Genomic DNA, 17,353 nt, shown 5'->3' with positions numbered 1-17,353 from the left:
AAAATATTTACTGCAGGTTGCTCAACCACACGCTTTGATATGGCTCGAGTTCAATATTTAGCTGCCCTTCTTCTATTGTGTTTACTGCGACTAAATCGAACCATTGCTGCGTATTAATTAGGTTTAAATCGGCTAGTATTAAGGTTTGTGCTTTATCGCTTATATTATAAACACAAAATATACTTTGCTTTCGATCGATGCTTTGTCGCCAAAAACCAAATAATCCCCCGCTAAATGCAGCGTAAACTGCGTGGCATTAGGATGAAACGCACTTTGCATTTTACGTACACCCAATAACGCTTTAATACCAATAAATACTTTATGATGATGGCTGTATTTTTCACCAATCGCTGCTAACAATTTTGACTCTTGCCAACGATGACGGTTAATGGCTCTGTTGTGTTGAGAGTTTTCAAAACGCTCGTAATCGTTTGTTGTGCCAAGTAAACTATGGATATAAAGCCCTGGTATTCCCTCAAGTGCAAACATAATTGCGTGTGCACACATAAACCGTTCAAGGCCAAATTTGTCTGGGCCGTTATGTGTTCCTTGTAGCGCATCGAATAATGCAATGTTTAGCTCATACGGGGTATGTGTGCCGTCATTACTGGTACGCATTGAAACACGCCCACCAAATTGCATCGTTGTGCTTACGAGTGAAGCCACTTCGCTAGGTTCTAATAAACCCTCAATTGGCCTAAGCCCAATTCCGTCATGCGATGCTATAAAGTTAAAGTAGGCTGTGCCGTTTTGCGCCGGCGGCATACTCATCATCCAGTGTTTAAGTGCTGTGCTATCACCACTTAACAAAGTGTGTAGCAATAATGGTGGCAGTGCAAAGTTGTAAATCGCATGCGCTTCATTGGCGTTACCAAAATACGATAGGTTTTCTTGATTTGGGATATTGGTTTCGGTAATTATGACCACACTTGGCTCTACATGCTCAATAAGCGTGCGCATTAGCCTTACGGCTTCATGTGTTTGTGGTAAGTTAATACAATTTGTATTTAGTTGCTTCCATAAAAAAGCAACTGCATCGAGTCTAAATAAGCGCACACCGTTGTCTAAATAATGCCGAATTATACCCACAAACTCTTTAAGTACATCAGGATTGCCAAAATCAAAATCAACCTGATCGTGACTAAACGTGCACCATACGTGCTTTTCGCCGCTTGGCGTTGTTACGGTATTCAATAACGATGAGGTACGCGGGCGTACAACTTGGCTTAAATCATCAGTTAAGCTTGCCGTTTTAAAGTAATCTTTACCTGGGTGTAAATCGTTTAAAAAATTCTCAAACCATACGCTTCTGCTTGAGCAATGGTTAATTACTAAATCAGCCATTAGCTTTACATCTTTGGCTATGTTTTGAATATCCCCCCAATCCCCTAGCGATTCGTTAACTTGCACGTAGTTCATTACTGCAAAGCCTTCGTCTGAGCTGTACGGGTAAAATGGTAATATATGCAGCGCATTAAGTTGCATATCGCATTGATCTTTTATAAATCGGTGTAGTGTTTTGAGCGGAGCTTCCATTGGGCTTGATACCGCAAAATCACTATTATCATGCTTAATAATTGAATCGCCATAAGCTATCAATACTATATCTTGTTCATCCCACCTGTTTGTATGCGGTGTCGGGTCGCGCAGTGGACTGCTGCCTAAAATAATCTTAATCAATTGCTGAGCAAGCTCAGCAATTGATAAGGGCAGTTCAACATCCTCATAAATTATTCGAAGATGTTGCTCTACCCGCTGTAAAAATAGTTCGTTAACTGTGCTCACATGCGCCCCTTTTATTTTTTAGTTACTTAACCTGAACATTTATTTTTTAGGTTGGCTATATTCTTTGTTATCTAACTCCACTGCTTCTTTTAAGCGCTCAAATACATCTGGCATTGCTGACACAACACGGTTCCAACTTGGTACAAATGGCGCTTCCATTGGGTTATCTAAAAATTGTTGCCCTGCATTCATAATATTTTGTGCAAACATTTCTACTGCTTTTTCTTCTTGATGCACATCAAGCGTTAAGCCATTCATTATTGCATCATTATGGTAGGTTTCTATAAAATCTAAACCAATACGGTAATACGTTGCTTTGAGTGAGCGAATAGTTTCACTGGTAAAAGTAACGCCTTGTGTTGCTAGCTTTCTAAATAAAGCTTTGGTTATATCAATCGACATCTTAGATAACCCAGCACTTTGATCATCAAGTGATAGTACTTGGTGTTTGTGATCGTAGTTATCGGCGATATCTACTTGGCACAAACGATTATGTGAATAATTACGATACATTTCACTTAGTACGCCAATTTCTAATCCCCAATCACTTGGGATGCGAATGTCGTTTAATACATCACGTCTGAACGAAAACTCACCTGCTAATGGGTATCTAAATGAGTCCATGTATTCCAAATAGTCGCGGTTACCTAATATAGTTTTGAATGAACGCAGTAGTGGCGTTACTAATAAGCGTGATACACGGCCGTTAATTTTTCCGTTTGCTGTACGCGGGTAAAAGCCTTTACAAAATTCATAGTTAAAACGCGGATGCGCAACAGGGTAAATTAAGCGAGCAAGTAGGCTTCTGTCGTAGGTTAAAATATCGCAATCATGCAGCGCGATAGATTCTACTTCTGCTGTTGCTAGCTTATAACCCATGCAGTACCAAACATTTCGGCCTTTTCCAAGCTCTCTTGGCGCTACGCCTAGCTCTTGTAATTCTTTATCAAGAGCTTGTAAGCGCGGGCCGTCGTTCCAAAGTACTTTGTGGTTTTGATTTAACTCTTTAAAAAAACCAAGTGCGTGGCGATACTGTGCTTCGTCAGCTCTATCTAGGCCAATAGTAATTTGCGATAAATACGGTACTTCACGCAACTCGCTAACTATATTTTGCAGCGCAGGGCCTTCTAACTCGCTAAATAACGATGGTAATATAAGCCCCATTGGACGCTGCTTACTAAACCCGATTAATTCTTTTTCTAGCTCTTCAATTGGTCGGTCAGCTATATTGTGTAATGTAGTAATTACGCCATTTTGGTAAAAATCAGCCATGAGATGTTTGCTCCTCAGTAATACTTAAAATACTGTTAATACAAGGTAGTGATGTTATTTCTTCAATCCAACCTAATGGTGCTGGCGATTGTGAATAGCGTGCCTTGTTATGTGACAATTTAACCGGTTTTTTGCTCGCCGGATTTGCAATAATAATGGCAATATTGGCTTGCTCTAACATTTGCTTATCGTTATCGCTATCGCCCAATGCTATGACTGTGAGAGGCTTTCTAAAGTGATGGGTAAACTGCTTAACTAACCACTGCTGTGCAGCGCTTTTGTCTGTATTTTTGGCAATATGAATAAAGCGCCCTCCTACTTTTATGTCGTAACCAAGCGCTTTAACATCTTCGACAAAGGTATTTAGTAAGTCATCATTGCCATACCAATAAAGTGGATCTGAGTAGTCTCTCGTTTGCGCACGCCTTGCTTGTTCGTCACTCAACCCTGTTAACTCAGAGATTTGTTCACCGGTTAAGTTGCTAAATAATTTATAATGCGCTTTGTATTTAGAATCGAGCGACTCTAAATCACTTAATAAACGCGACAAAGGCTTAGCTAATGCAAAACACCAATAAGCGCCAACTTTTTTACAACCAATCGGTTTAAGTTCAAAGTAGTGATCGGGTATATAAACTGCAGCGCCATTTTCAACAATAAAAGGCTGTTGGATGTTTAATTCGTTTTTAATTTCAACCACTTCGCAAAATGTTTTACTGGTATTAAACACCACTGGGATATGTGCGTTTTGTAACTGTTGCAATAACACACTCACATTACTGGTGTTGTAATCGCTATGATCGAGTAAAGTGCCATCTAAATCGGTAAAAATAATTGGCTGAAGGGTGTCATCGCTAATTAAATGCATCCCACTTATATCGCGATTAGCATCAAGCTCAATCAGTGCGTTTGCTTTACTGCTCAAAGTATTTAAATTTTCGCGTGTAATACGCTCAAAATGAGAAATAAACCACACTAACTGCGCATTAGTCATCGTGCCTGATCCTGCACCTTCTTTAGCAATTAGTTTTTGCTCTTGCTCTTGTCTCCATGTAAATACATCACTAAAGCTTGGCGCTTTAAGCATTACGGTGTAATCAATTTTATTAAAGATTGCTTTATACTCATTGGCTAAACAACTGTTTATACAACGACGCCACACGCCCTCCTTATCATGAAGCTGCTCCAACTCATTAAGCGGTTCACTCAATGAAAATAATGGTTGCGGCTCACTGCCTACACACCATCCTTCTAAAATAACAATATCGACAGGCGTTGAATTAGCTAACCATTCATTTTGAGAAACGCAATCATCAATGTGTTTATTAAAGCGTGGTAATGGCACATTTATATCACCTGCTAATAGCTGCGAAATAGTGCGATTCATCAACTCCGTGTCATGAGTACCTGGTACACCACGAGTTGCAAATAGTGGATGAACATCCTCAGCAAGTTGTTTACGCGCTTGCTTAGCTAAATAAAAATCGTCAATAGATAATGCGACACTGTTAAGGGAGGTGTTTTTAGAAAACCACGTAACTAAAAAATCAGCGAGTGTTGTTTTCCCTGATCCTTGGCATCCATTTATGGCAACAAAAATAGGAGTATTTGTTTTTTTAGATTCGAGGATGTCATGCGCGAGTGGAACAAAGTATTGCTCACTCAAATATTGATACTTTAAAGGCAGTTGGTGCTTTGCTAAAAACGGGGTTATATCCACAATATTGGCCTCTGACATAGTAACTCCTTGCATACAATACGTTCTAAAGGAGTAAATGCAGATACTAGACCAATATTTTTTTGTATATTTTTTAACAGGTTAAAAAAATAGCGCATTTAAAATGCGCTATTATGGTGCAAACTAATTAGTTAATGTTCAAAATTAAGCCTCTACAGGCTCTGCTTTAGGTAATATTAAGTTAAGTACGATACCTAAGATGGCGCATAAACTTACGCCCTCCAAACTAAATTGGCTACCACCAACATGCATTCCTCCAATACCGCACACTAAAATAAGGGCAACAATGCTTAAGTTGCGCGGCGCAGTTAAATCATCTCCCGACTTAACCAGTGTATTTAGGCCAACAACGGCAATAGAACCAAAAAGTAGAATCATAATACCGCCCATTACAGGTACCGGTATTGTTTGCAGCCCAGCCCCCATTTTAGCGATAAACGCTAAAGCAATAGCAATAATGGCCGTCCACATCATTACTTTTGGATTAAAGTTTTTGGTAAGCATTACTGCCCCCGTTACTTCTGAGTAAGTAGTGTTAGGCGGGCCACCAAATAATGACGCGGCTGATGTAGCTAAGCCGTCACCAAACAAAGTACGGTGCAAGCCAGGCTTTTTCAAAAAGTCTTTGTTGGTTACTTGGCTAATCGCCATCATATCGCCAATGTGTTCAATGGCTGGCGCAATAGCCACTGGCACCATAAACAAAATAGCTTGCCATTTAAATTCTGGCCATGTGAAGTTAGGCACAGCGAACCATTGTGCATTACTTACTGCGTCAAATTGCACAACACCTAAAATAAGCGATAAGCCATAACCCGCTACAACCCCTGCCAGAATAGGAATAAGTTTAAATACCCCCTTCCCCATACTGCAAAAACAAGCGTTACTAATAACGAAAACATCGAAATAAAAATAGCGTTATTGTAATCAATAATTTGAAGACTGCCGTCGCCACTTTTACCCATCGCCATATTTACAGCAACAGGTGCAAGGGCTAAACCAATAACCATAATTACGGGGCCTACAACCACAGGTGGTAAAATTTTATGAAGCGTTGCTACGCCTTTAAATTTTACTAATAAGCTCAACAGCATATATGCAAAACCAGCCGCCATTAAGCCCCCCATTGTCGCGGGCACACCCCACATTTGCACGGCAGCAATAATAGGTGCAATAAAAGCAAATGAAGAGGCTAAAAATATAGGCACTTGACCTTTAGTCACTATCTGAAACAGCAAAGTACCAAACCCTGCTGTAAACAATGCCACACTCGGATCGAGCCCTGTTAATAGCGGCACAAGCACCAATGCACCAAATGCTACAAACAGCATTTGTGCACCCGTTAAAATGGTTTTTATAGAAAATGTGGCGTTATTTTGCACTGAACACTCCTAAACTGTACCGAATATTTTGTCGCCCGCATCACCTAAACCGGGCACTATGTATCCTTTTTCGTTCAGGTGGCTGTCTACTGATGCAGTAAATATTTCTACGTCTGGGTGAGCCTCAAGTGTTTTTGCAACGCCCTCCGGTGCTGCTACAAGTATAATAACTTTAATTTCTTTACAGCCTGCTTTTTTAAGCATGTCGATAGTGGCAATCATTGAGCCACCGGTTGCAAGCATTGGGTCAATTACTAGGCTCAAACGCTCGTCAATATTACCTACTAACTTTTCAAAATAAGGGATTGGCTCTAGCGTTTCTTCGTTACGTTGAAGACCTACAACACTAACCTTAGCGGCTGGTAGTAATTGCATTACACCGTCCATCATACCAAGGCCTGCACGTAAAATAGGCACTACTGTAATTTTTTTACCTTTAATGTGCTGCACATTTAATTTATTGCCGTCCCAACTGGTAATTTCGTTATCTTCAAGTGGAAGGTTTTTAGTAGCTTCGTAGGTTAATAATGTGCCTACTTCAGAGCACAGTTCACGAAAGCTTTTAGTGCTAATGCCATATGCGCGCATTAAACCAAGTTTATGTTGAACAAGAGGATGAGTAATAACGTGAATAGCCATGATAAAAACCTACAGAGACAATAATTAGCGGTATTTTATATTAAAAAAGGTCATTTGACCTGTAATTTTAAAGGGATTTTCATATGCTGTGCAAAAATCTATTGCTTTGCTTGATATTTATGCAAGTGGCTAACACAGTCTGTTTATTAAATATTAGCTGCTAACCAGTTATTTACTTGCTTAAGCATATAGCTATTTATTTTTTGATGTTCAGGACTCCAGCCAACTAAAAACCGATAAAAGTCAGCCCATGCCGCAGGCCATAAAACGAGCCAATCGTCAGCTATTTTACCTGCTGGTGCTGTAGGGTGATAAATATTAATAGCAGCCTTTAAATTATCAAAATAGTACACAAGGTAATCCTCAGCCCATTCGTGTAATTGTGCATCACTTAAGCAACTGGTCATAAAATACATTACATCAATTATCCCACTACCTGCACCTATATACTGAAAATCATAACCGAGTATTTTATCGCGCTCATTTGCTGCAAAGTTAGCAAGTTTTGCATCGCCATGAATCAGCGTTTTATACGCACAACTTTGTAGTTCCTCATCTATTTTATGTGCAAAATTTTTAATATCGGACTTTTCATTCGCGCTTGTTTTTAATTTATTAAACTCATCTGGCCGCGTACTTAAATGCCAATAGTTGCCTTGCCGCCACAAGCCGTCAACAGGTTTGTTTAGGTTAAATGCATGAAAGTGCGCAAGCCACTTTAATATAGCTTTTATATGTTCGCTTTTCGCTTGAGTAAACCCATGCTTGGTAAAGTCTTTAAACACCAGCGCGTATTCATCATCTTTATTAATTGCGCTTATACATTCAATACTTTGCGCATGTACTGGTAAATGCTGGCTATAAAGCTTATAAAAAGTGTATTCAACGCTATAGGAATGCTGCTTTCTTTTAAGTGCAAATTCGCTTTGTTTAATTTTTGGATGGTTTATATAGCTAGGTATTTTAATCGCTTTAATAACACATGCCTCATCATCAAGCTGGCACTGCACAATACTGCCACAGCCACTCCAAAGGGATGTTAACGTATCGCCAATTTCAATGTGCTTAAAATGAGGTTGTAATAAAGGAATGTAAAATGCCATGGTAATATTAAATAATTAAATTTTTTGTAGTTTAACATTAGTGGGCGTTTTTAATAAAACTACTTAATAAAAACCGAACGGTTTAACAAAAATATACATTTCTTTTTGACTGACACCCATCTTAATTTATCTATACAACTTGTTTCTAAAAATGCAAAATTTAGGATGGGCGTCTGGCTTATTTATCTTTGTTTTTTAGCAAGCTTGTGACGCATCATTACTGGGAAATGGGATACATGATAATTAACAAAAGCAAAAACTTAGATGTTTATACATCGGCTCGTCTTGACTTCAAGGGAGCGTCCATATGTGTCATGTTAATTTGTTTTATTAATATTTAGTCAAAGTTAGACATAGCCAAAGTATAACTTGTATAAAGCAATGCAGCGTCTGCTCGGATAACGTGTTCTAGTAACGCCTGTGCTCCTAATTATACTGATGGGCATTGACATAAACTATAAGCCTGACTTAATATCAACTGGCTAAAAATCAAGCAGGAAAGAAGTAAGTTTATTCTACAGGATGCTTACCTCTTTTTTCTAAAGAAACATAAAGCAAAGGAATCGCAAATGAAAGCCGATGGACATATAAAGATATCTGTAGAAGCAATTACTCAAATGCAAAAAAACTGTCAAGTGGAAAGGAAACTCTGTAGCCTTCCAATATTCGTAAATGGGACTTATCAGTGGAGCAACCCCGAAGTTTCAAATCGAGCTGATTTTATCTCTGCATTTATTGCCTACATGGTCAACCTTAGAGCATATAATTTTAACGCTTTCGATCCTAGAAAAAATCTTGCAAGACGAATCGCAGCGGTTGATTTTGATGAAAGTTGGACACATGAAGCTCCAACTGGCCAGCGTTATCACTTCATGAAATCTTCTAATGAAACCGAATATGACTCATACATTAATGGCTGTGTGTTCATTAAGGAGAAGATGGATCGATGGGTGATTGAGTGTAAGCAAAAAGTTAATATTTTAAAACAGCATCAAAATGATAATGAAAATGTAACTTTTCAAACTAGGAGGTACGGGGTAAAACATTTAGCTTTGGCTTTACACGCATTACAAGATTCATTTTCTCCAGCCCATACAGTAAGAAGTGAAAAAGCTATATATCAAATCAAATGCAGAAAAGAAGCTATGATCAGTGGTGTTGATGCTGCAGAAGCTAACCACCCCCATCCAATCATTAAAATATTTGATTATGATAAGCAGAAACATGGTTCACCAATAGACACAATTACTCCACACTCCAAAGGTGATATACACTCAGGGTCTTTGAATACTAATTCAGGTAAACTAGCTGTAAAAGCAACACAAGAGTTGATTATTTTGGGGTTACAATCGGTTTCTCAAAATAAAGATTCACTAGCTGGTTGGGGAGCATATAAAGCAAAGTGGTTAGCACAAAAAAACCTACCTAGTACGGAAAATTATAAATGTTCATAAGTAAAAGTAAATTAAAACGGATATTGTTTAATAAGATTTCTGGATCTATCTATTGGTTACTCGTATGGCCTTATATTAGTATGATTTTTCAATCCAATTCGCATTATCCTGCCTACCTTAAACCTATAGGTGTGTTTTTTGTTTCTTCAGATTCATCAGCGCCTGAAGGATACTATACAAGTATGTCCTATTTTATCAGTGACATTTTTCCTGCTATATTTTTCTGGGGGATATGGGCGGGAATAGTTATTATATTACCAGCAGCTAAATTTAAAAAAGATTAAAATTATCGCCATTTTAAACTACAGCTAAACTATGAAGCTACTTTAATCAGTTAAAATAGACAGCCACTATAATTAAACAAACAAAACGTTGCCATTAAATTTGTAGGTTAAGAATTTATCTTTTACTACTCGGTTACTTACATTTCATCCATAAAAAAATTAGCACGCTGAAACCTAAATTCGGCCCATGAAAATAACTGCATGGTGCAGTTGTGATTTATTACTGAATAGTTTTACTGAGTAGTTTAAGTTTTATGCCAATAGCTTTTCGCAGTTACTGATATTCGCTCGCCGCTTTCGCTTTAAGTTTTCACAATAACTTTCTTGTGAGGCTGGCCTGCCTACTGCGCCATGAAATACGCGCGTAAATTGGGTTGTAAGCTTTAACCAGTTTTCGGGGGAAATAATCAGTTAAAATAGACAGCCACTATAATTAAACAAACAAAACGTTGCCATTAAATTTGTAGGTTAAGAATTTATCTTTTACTACTCGGTTACTTACATTTCATCCATAAAAAAATTAGCACGCTGAAACCTAAATTCGGCCCATGAAAATAACTGCATGGTGCAGTTGTGATTTATTACTGAATAGTTTTACTGAGTAGTTTAAGTTTTATGCCAATAGCTTTTCGCAGTTACTGATATTCGCTCGCCGCTTTCGCTTTAAGTTTTCACAATAACTTTCTTGTGAGGCTGGCCTGCCTACTGCGCCATGAAATACGCGCGTAAATTGGGTTGTAAGCTTTAACCAGTTTTCGGGGGAAATATTAACTCTTTCGAGTAAGGGTAAGTGTGTACTTTTAATATAACCGCGTTTATCCTCTCGTATACAACGCCCTGTTAATTCAACAAGTTCAAGGTACGATTTAAGCTCAAACGGGAGTCCTTTTGGCATTATCTGACGTGGCATTCCTGCAAAGCGCAGTAGTTGTTTTGGTTGTTTGCCTTCTTTTGCGTATGTTAGTCGTTGTTTAACGCTGGTGTGGTCTGATTCCTCAGGCGTTTTAGCCATTTTAGCTCTAATTGGGTTTAAATCGACATACGCCATACAAGCGGCAAGTGCTGCTTCATCTAATAATGCTTGTGATGTGAATCTGCCTTCCCAGAACCGTCCTGTGCAGTTATCTTCTTTATTTGCTCTGCGCGCAATGTTTTCATTTAACAACCGCATAAACCAGCTAATACTTGATAGGCGCTCGCGGTAGTCGTTTACTGTTTGATTGAAAAAGATAAGTTCGGCTTTACTTAGCTTTTCACCCTGTATGTATTTTTGCGTAAGTACAGTACCTTTACAGATCTTATGCCAGCGAATGATAATCGCTTTATCGTTTAATCGATTCGCTTTTTTATCATCAACATACAGTACTAAGTGGGTGTGATTACTCATAACAGCGTAAGCACATACATCAATACAAAATACCTTCGCTAATTCAAGCAGCTTATCTTTAACCCACCCTCGTCGATGCTCGTAAGATTGACCAGTAAAACGGTCTTCGCCACATAAAAATGCACGGCGCACGCAACGCGAAATACAGTGGTAGTATTTTGTATCAACCAAACTTACTTGTCGTTTTCTTGCAATTGCCATAAGACACCCTGCTTGTTTTTTGTACTAATTAAAGGCTAGCCTTTAATTTTGAAAAGTGCAAAATTTAGGATGGGTGTCTAGTTTATTTTGTTCTTGCAATTGCCATAAGACACCCTGCTTGTTTTTTGTACTAATTAAAGGCTAGCCTTTAATTTTGAAAAGTGCAAAATTTAGGATGGGTGTCTAGTTTATTTTCCCTCTAAGCCCGAATTCAGGTTCCAAGTGCACCAAACCTTAAATCACTAATTAATAAAGACCTCTTCAGCTGTCTGATAATTTAGTATTTTCCTTGGGCGAGTATTAATTTTCATTACAACCTCTTGGAGTTGTTCATTAGTTATAGTTGAAAAATCAGTTTTCTTTGGGAAATAACGCCTGATCAGACCGTTTGTATGTTCATTTGTTCCTCGTTGCCACGAACAATAAGGATCAGCAAAGTAAATAATAAAATCTAGTTCTTCTTCCAAAGCTTTAAATTTCGAAAATTCTTTTCCATTATCCAAGGTCAGAGTTAACTGTTTATGCTCTGGAATCTCTTTAAACATCTCTACTGTAGCCGTATTGAATGACTCAGCTTGCTTAGTCTCTATTTTTTGCGCGATTAAATATCGAGAGCTACGGTCAACATGGGTTACAAAAAAACCAGAGCCCTTTTTGCCTTCAATTAAATCACCTTCCCAGTCACCTATTCGGCTTCTGTCTTCGACTATTTTTGGTCGTTCGCTAATACTTACTCTATTCTTAATTTGCCCACGTAAATCGCCATATTTACGTTGTTTACGTCTTTTTTTATGCCTCTTAGCTAAGTCTTTGTATAGCTCTCCACCTGCTTTAAAATCCTTAATCACCCATTGATAGATTGTTTCATGACTGACATGCATTAATTCATCTGACGGGTTATCCTTCTTAAGCCGACCTGCTATAGCATCTGGAGACCATCCTATTGCTATCTTACTCAGCACAAGCTCGTACAGTGCCTTATTGTTTCTTTTTCTTGCATGCCTAGAGACCTTCCTTCTTGCCATCGCTTTTTCGTGCGCTGCCTCATCGAAATAATCATAGTAGGGTGGCTTATTTCGCTTAACTTCACGCATGATAGTTGTATGGTGTCGATTTAATAGTTTACCAATGGATCGGCAGCTTTCGCCACTGTTGAATCGATAGTAGATAGCTTTTCGTTCGAAACTGTTAATATGTTCATAAGACATTCTGAATTCCCTCGATAATGAGTTTGGTCGCACTTACTACATTAGCAAATACTTCAGAATGTCATATTTTTTGGTGGGTTATGGTCAGTGGTGCACTTGCAAAATGAATTCGGGAAGAGGCAAATAATAGTTGGTTATAATAGAGAGCGAAGCGAACAAAACCAACTGTTATTTGTCCTGCTTGAGTGGCTTGTTAGGGCTATTTAAAATCCACTGTTCCGTATTAGGTTTTACAAAATTAATACTGAAATAAGAGTTTCCTAAACGAATCTCAAGTAACATGAAAATTTGTGCTGAAATAATAAAACAGAAAACCAATCTGAATCTGGGTATTTGAATATTGCTTTTATGTATGAAAAACAGGCAGACACTTATAATCAAAAGTAAGAATAAACCTGGTGTGTACCTCTTATAATTTTTATACCAAGGTTGTTGGTCCATTTGTTCTTCAAGGGTGTCAGAGAATATTTCAACTTCAGGAACACCAACAATTGCTGTTTCAATTATTGTTTCAGGATATTTTTTACCAATATAAAAAATCTTAATACTACATCCATCATTTTCTTCTAAAACCCTATAACTAAGAGTAAATGACTTATTACTTTCACTAACTGAAGATATTTCACATTTCACCACAGCACGACTCATTTTATCTACACGTACATCTAATAACTCAGTCTCGTCATCATTAAAAGTAACTGTTAGAACTTCAAGAACGTCAGATTTTAAAATTGGATTATTACCTTTATTCCAAAAAAATGCTCTGCGAGATATATATCTTTTTCGAGATTTTCTCCGCTTTTAAGAACTACTTTGAATGGTCTATCTTCACTTTCTTCTTTGTTATATAGAATAGTAGGGAAAATATCTGTTGAATAGACAGGAACTCGATCTTATTGACTTTTATCGTAAAAGTACCAAGAAAAAACGCCACTAGCAATCACACTTAATATGGCTAATACATAACCAATTATTTCTTTCTTCATACTCTAAATATACTCATAGTTTATGTATAGCCCTAACGCCCACATTAAGCGGACTAGAATTGGGCGACATTTTTGCGCCCTTTGTTTTTGCAAAAATGACGAGCTGTTTTAGTTCCGTTTAAATTGCTTGTTATGTTGAAATTTTGATAACTTCAAACTCTACCAAATTAAAAGGAATTAATATTTGCTTATAATTAGCACCCAACGCGTTTATTTCATCTAATTGAACATGATCGAATGGTGGGGATAATTTGAACCATCCCCCAGCGAAAGCAGCAAATCTCATAAATTGATATTCTTCTAATTTAACATTTTCACCAGTAATTACATCAACAGCATAATGATCCTTCTTTACTCTGCATATAATTTCATGAGATTCACCAACGTCTTGGAAAAATACATGGCTATATTGATTTGGATTATAATCTGATCCTTCACCATAAACTCTTAATCTCTCCAACGGAGCACAAATAGTTCTTTCAACAAGTAGCTCCCATAAACACTGAGCCCAATCATCGAAATAGTCATTAAATGAATCAGGGTACTCGTTCTCTCGCGAGTTCGACTCATTTACATACATTTCATATGATCTTTCTACTTGATGAACTCCTGAAATGAGTGCTTGTCGAAAGTTATCAATTACTGAGTTTACAATATTAGAATTCAAATTAGACACCCGTGTGCTTTTGAAACATAACGCCCACATTAACTGGCTAAAAATAGTGGGCTAAAATGAGTGAGGCACGAACGAGTGACCACTGTTTTTAGTCCTGTTAAATTGCTTGTTATAAGGCCAGCATAACTAAACCCTACAATTGGAAACCACAATGTGATGTAATTTACCTTTTTAATTTAAGATTAATTCTCAACGAAGCGTATTGACAAACGAAGCTGAAAACCAATTTTAAATTACCGAATAAAACTCAGTTTTGGACACTCAAGCAGGCTACCGCACTTGAAGTGAAAAACACAGCAAGTGACGACGTTTAGGCTTTGGAAAACCAAGTTGTTCTAGCAAACTTAACACGAAGTTGATGATGTAAACTTCGCAATAAACAGTGCTGATTCAGCTTTCAGAAAACCAACCTAAAAAGCCTAAATGAAATGCCTTATAACGCCTAATTAACAGGCAAAAAATTGTTGGTTAAAATAAGCGACGAAGGAGCAAAAGCCAACTGTTTTTTGTCCTTGTTGAATTTCTTGTTATATTTCAATTCGATCAGCATGACTTGGTGGTGTCGATGTTACTGTAAATACTAAATCAATTTCGTGCTGGTTACTTAATTGGTGCCTTGAACCTGCAGGGATATGAATACCCTCATTTGGTTTTACTCTGAAGGTTTTCCCCTCAAGTTCCATAGTTACAATACCAGATAAGATAAAAAAGAATTGCTCTGCTTTGGTGTGGAAATGACGAGATTCGGAGCAACCAGAAGGTACTCTTTCTTGGATTACGCTTAAGCTTTCAGATTTTACAAGATGCCAACCGTCACAATGGTTTCCCCAAGTGTAATGTTCGGCTAATTTATTGCTAATGACTGCCAAAAGTGCTCCTTGAAATATAACGCCTCATTAAGAGGCAATAAAATAGTTGGTTAAAATAAGCGAGGCACGAGCAAAAACCAACTGTTTTTTGTCCTGCTTTAATGACTTGTTAGTTTTACTTAAACTGCATAGCCATTTCTTGTGCTTGTTCATAACTATTACAGTTAAAATCAGCAACTTTAGTAAAAACAATCCAAGTAGTTTTTTGTTCAAAATCATGGTTTGGAAAACGCTCCATGTAACTACTACCTAAGGCTTTTTTAGTATTAGGGATTTCAAAAATTTCAGAATCCCCGATTATTTCAGATTGTAGAGCTACTTTTTTTGATAGTTATAGATATCTAACTCGTTTAATTCTTCCTGTTCCCAAATTTCTGATATTAAGCTCAAATTTCCATTTAAGAGTTCTTTCAACTCATTTTTCATTAACTCTGAAGTTATTTGAATAGCCTGAGCAGACTCTTTGGGAAGTTTAGGTTTACTTTCAAGTTTATTGAGCAACTCAGCAAGAGAAACTGGCTGTTTAGGGTAATCTGTAGCAGGCTTTCCAATCACGCACCAATAATCATCGTTATAACTACTGTGACAAAACACAATCATAAGAATTGAGGATGAATAACAAATAGATGATTCATCCCTAAAGGTTTTAGGTGGTTTGCTCTCAAAACCAAATTGCTTTAAGAATTTAAAGCTACTCTGAATATTGTTTATAAATTTTCGGCTAGATTGAAACACCATACTTCCTTGTAAAACTAACGCCTAAATAACAGGCTAAAAATAGTGGGCTAAAATGGAGCGGAGCGAACAGCCCGCTGTTTTTAGTCCTTGTTGATTTTCTTGTTAGTGTTCTTTGATTTAATAATGAATTTCATAGCGCCTAAGTGAAAAAAAGGCAACATAACATATGCGAGCAAAAGAGAATCAAAAAACAGTATCCATCGAAAAACTACGGCCTTCTCTTCTAGGTTACAGAGATCGCGAGATAATATCTCAAAGCAAACTCCATCAGGTGAACCTAGAATATAAACTCCTATTACAAAAAGTACTAAAGCGATCAAAACTCTTTTGAACATTTCAGCTTTTAACTGTTTGCTAGCCTTGACTCTCAGCTGAAACCTCCGTGAACACTTAACAATTTAATAGTGCGCTCATCGCGCATATTTCTGCCAACGATACGCTCATGTATTTAATAAATCATTTTTAACAAATAACTTAACACATTGCTACATATAATTTTTTATTAGCACTCAAACTCTCAATAAAAGAGAAAATGCGCTCGTCGCTCATTTTCTTGAATATGGGAGCAGCACAACTATACTGTATATAAATACAGCATTATTATTGGTGGTAATATGAAAACACGTTCTCCATTTTTAAATTATATAGCCGATTATATGTTGGTACGTCAGTATTCATTACGCACCGTAGATACCTACCTAAGATGGATTGCATCTTATATCCATTTTCATAATAAACGCCATCCCGCCTCAATGGGGGACAATGAAGTCGAACGCTACTTAGAACATTTAGTGTTAAAGCAAAACGTTGCACCACGTACGCAAGCCACCGCACTCAATTCATTGTCATTTTTATACAAGCACATAATAAAAAAAGAACTCTCATTAAATTTAAATTTTGCCCGTAGTAAAAAACAAGCAAAGCTCCCTGTAGTGATGACCCCAGAGGAAGTTAAAATGTTGATGGCTCATTTAAATAAGCGCTATTATTTAATTGCAGCCCTTATGTATGGAAGTGGCTTAAGAGTAATGGAAGCGGTGTAATTAAGAGTAAAAGATATTGATTTTGATTATAAATGCATTCAAGTATGGAATGGTAAAGGTAATAAACACCGCATTGTTACGCTGGCCACAGAGCTAATTCCTATGCTGAGAAATCAAATTTTGAACGTTGATGACTATTTAAAACTGGATTTAAATAATACGGAATATTCTGGCGTATGGATGCCATATGCTTTAACAAAAAAATATCCAAGTGCCGAAAAATCGCTTGCGTGGCAATATTTATTTCCTTCTCATATATTAAGTTCAGATCCTCAAAGTGGTGAAATAAGGCGACATCATTTTCATCACTCTTGTATTAGAAAAGAGGTTAAAAAAGCCGTCCAAAAATCAGGGTTAACAAAAATAATAACACCTCATACATTAAGACACTCTTTTGCTACTCATCTACTGCAAAATGGCGCCGATATAAGAACTGTTCAAGCTCAGCTTGGCCATTCTGATGTTAAAACTACACAAATTTATACCCATGTACTACAACAAGGTGCTAACGGGGTTATCAGCCCTTTTTCAAGATTATAAGCGTCTCTTTTTAGTCCTCTACACATACATACTCGCTTACAAATCAAT

The 17,353-nt window shown here is 37.4% G+C and carries 12 protein-coding genes and 4 pseudogenes; 2 read left to right on the top strand and 14 right to left on the bottom strand.

Features of this window, described 5'->3' with window-relative positions; translation table 11 throughout:
• Positions 1-7: 7 nt before the first annotated feature.
• The 6 genes and pseudogenes from P4S65_RS19285 to P4S65_RS19260 all read right to left on the bottom strand — a co-directional run bounded on the left by P4S65_RS19285 (position 8) and on the right by P4S65_RS19260 (position 7,919).
• Positions 8-1,785, bottom strand: a pseudogene (locus P4S65_RS19285) (sugar phosphorylase).
• Between the two features lie 39 nt (positions 1,786-1,824).
• On the bottom strand, positions 1,825-3,057 hold the full coding sequence (locus tag P4S65_RS19280) for a glycosyl transferase (RefSeq protein WP_096794532.1): 1,233 nt from the start codon (positions 3,055-3,057) through the stop codon (positions 1,825-1,827).
• Positions 3,050-4,795, bottom strand: coding sequence for an HAD-IIB family hydrolase (locus P4S65_RS19275; protein WP_096794531.1), 1,746 nt, complete (start codon positions 4,793-4,795; stop codon positions 3,050-3,052). Before P4S65_RS19275 ends, P4S65_RS19280 begins: the two co-directional genes overlap by 8 nt.
• A 144-nt stretch (positions 4,796-4,939) precedes the next feature.
• A pseudogene (locus P4S65_RS19270) lies at positions 4,940-6,126 on the bottom strand (uracil-xanthine permease family protein).
• A 60-nt stretch (positions 6,127-6,186) separates the two neighbouring features.
• Positions 6,187-6,816 (bottom strand): uracil phosphoribosyltransferase, encoded by a 630-nt coding sequence (upp, locus tag P4S65_RS19265; RefSeq protein WP_007378878.1) that lies wholly within the window; start codon positions 6,814-6,816, stop codon positions 6,187-6,189.
• 146 nt (positions 6,817-6,962) lie between these two features.
• Positions 6,963-7,919, bottom strand: a complete 957-nt coding sequence (locus P4S65_RS19260) for a phosphotransferase (protein WP_149605489.1) — start codon at positions 7,917-7,919, stop codon at positions 6,963-6,965.
• Positions 7,920-8,488: 569 nt separating this feature from the next.
• Here P4S65_RS19260 and P4S65_RS19255 point away from each other — a divergent pair.
• Entirely contained in the window at positions 8,489-9,373 is an 885-nt protein-coding gene (locus P4S65_RS19255) for a hypothetical protein (RefSeq protein WP_096794528.1), read from the top strand.
• Between the two features lie 536 nt (positions 9,374-9,909).
• Here P4S65_RS19255 and P4S65_RS19250 read toward each other — a convergent pair.
• The 8 genes and pseudogenes from P4S65_RS19250 to P4S65_RS19215 form a co-directional block, all read right to left on the bottom strand.
• Positions 9,910-10,068 (bottom strand): annotated as a pseudogene (locus tag P4S65_RS19250) (transposase); the annotation flags it as partial.
• A gap of 202 nt (positions 10,069-10,270) precedes the next feature.
• On the bottom strand, positions 10,271-11,245 hold the full coding sequence (locus tag P4S65_RS19245) for a transposase (protein ID WP_096794527.1): 975 nt from the start codon (positions 11,243-11,245) through the stop codon (positions 10,271-10,273).
• A 242-nt stretch (positions 11,246-11,487) separates the two neighbouring features.
• The gene (locus P4S65_RS19240; protein WP_337120925.1) at positions 11,488-12,453 is read right to left on the bottom strand and encodes an IS30 family transposase; all 966 of its coding nucleotides are present in this window, start codon (positions 12,451-12,453) and stop codon (positions 11,488-11,490) included.
• A gap of 168 nt (positions 12,454-12,621) precedes the next feature.
• Positions 12,622-13,101, bottom strand: a complete 480-nt coding sequence (locus tag P4S65_RS19235) for a hypothetical protein (protein WP_337120924.1) — start codon at positions 13,099-13,101, stop codon at positions 12,622-12,624.
• A gap of 468 nt (positions 13,102-13,569) precedes the next feature.
• Positions 13,570-14,106: a hypothetical protein gene (locus tag P4S65_RS19230; RefSeq protein WP_337120923.1), complete on the bottom strand. Its 537-nt coding sequence runs from the start codon at positions 14,104-14,106 to the stop codon at positions 13,570-13,572.
• Between the two features lie 536 nt (positions 14,107-14,642).
• Positions 14,643-14,984 carry a cupin domain-containing protein gene (locus P4S65_RS19225; RefSeq protein WP_337120922.1) on the bottom strand — a complete coding sequence of 114 codons (342 nt, stop codon included), beginning with the start codon at positions 14,982-14,984 and terminating at the stop codon, positions 14,643-14,645.
• Positions 14,985-15,099: 115 nt separating this feature from the next.
• A complete protein-coding gene (locus P4S65_RS19220) occupies positions 15,100-15,222 on the bottom strand; it encodes a hypothetical protein (protein WP_337120920.1) in 123 nt (40 codons plus the stop codon).
• Between the two features lie 77 nt (positions 15,223-15,299).
• A complete protein-coding gene (locus P4S65_RS19215) occupies positions 15,300-15,722 on the bottom strand; it encodes a hypothetical protein (protein ID WP_337120919.1) in 423 nt (140 codons plus the stop codon).
• A 614-nt stretch (positions 15,723-16,336) separates the two neighbouring features.
• On the opposite strand from P4S65_RS19215, the pseudogene P4S65_RS19210 reads away from it, so the two are divergent.
• A pseudogene (locus P4S65_RS19210) lies at positions 16,337-17,305 on the top strand (integron integrase).
• The last annotated feature ends 48 nt before the right edge of the window (positions 17,306-17,353 follow it).

The sequence above is a fragment of the Pseudoalteromonas sp. B131b genome (genome assembly GCF_037162545.1).
Classification (GTDB): domain Bacteria; phylum Pseudomonadota; class Gammaproteobacteria; order Enterobacterales; family Alteromonadaceae; genus Pseudoalteromonas; species Pseudoalteromonas fuliginea.
This window is presented reverse-complemented; position numbering and strand designations above follow the sequence as displayed.

What these genes read in the sequence shown, in the direction of transcription:
- P4S65_RS19215 (WP_337120919.1), bottom strand. Translation starts at nt 15,722, where the DNA reads ATGGTGTTTCAATCTAGCCGAAAATTTATAAACAATATTCAGAGTAGC.
- P4S65_RS19235 (WP_337120924.1), bottom strand. Translation starts at nt 13,101, where the DNA reads ATGAGTCGTGCTGTGGTGAAATGTGAAATATCTTCAGTTAGTGAAAGT.
- P4S65_RS19260 (WP_149605489.1), bottom strand. Translation starts at nt 7,919, where the DNA reads ATGGCATTTTACATTCCTTTATTACAACCTCATTTTAAGCACATTGAA.
- P4S65_RS19245 (WP_096794527.1), bottom strand. Translation starts at nt 11,245, where the DNA reads ATGGCAATTGCAAGAAAACGACAAGTAAGTTTGGTTGATACAAAATAC.
- P4S65_RS19220 (WP_337120920.1), bottom strand. Translation starts at nt 15,222, where the DNA reads ATGGAGCGTTTTCCAAACCATGATTTTGAACAAAAAACTACTTGGATT.
- P4S65_RS19240 (WP_337120925.1), bottom strand. Translation starts at nt 12,453, where the DNA reads ATGTCTTATGAACATATTAACAGTTTCGAACGAAAAGCTATCTACTAT.
- P4S65_RS19280 (WP_096794532.1), bottom strand. Translation starts at nt 3,057, where the DNA reads ATGGCTGATTTTTACCAAAATGGCGTAATTACTACATTACACAATATA.
- P4S65_RS19255 (WP_096794528.1), top strand. Translation starts at nt 8,489, where the DNA reads ATGAAAGCCGATGGACATATAAAGATATCTGTAGAAGCAATTACTCAA.
- upp (WP_007378878.1), bottom strand. Translation starts at nt 6,816, where the DNA reads ATGGCTATTCACGTTATTACTCATCCTCTTGTTCAACATAAACTTGGT.
- P4S65_RS19275 (WP_096794531.1), bottom strand. Translation starts at nt 4,795, where the DNA reads ATGTCAGAGGCCAATATTGTGGATATAACCCCGTTTTTAGCAAAGCAC.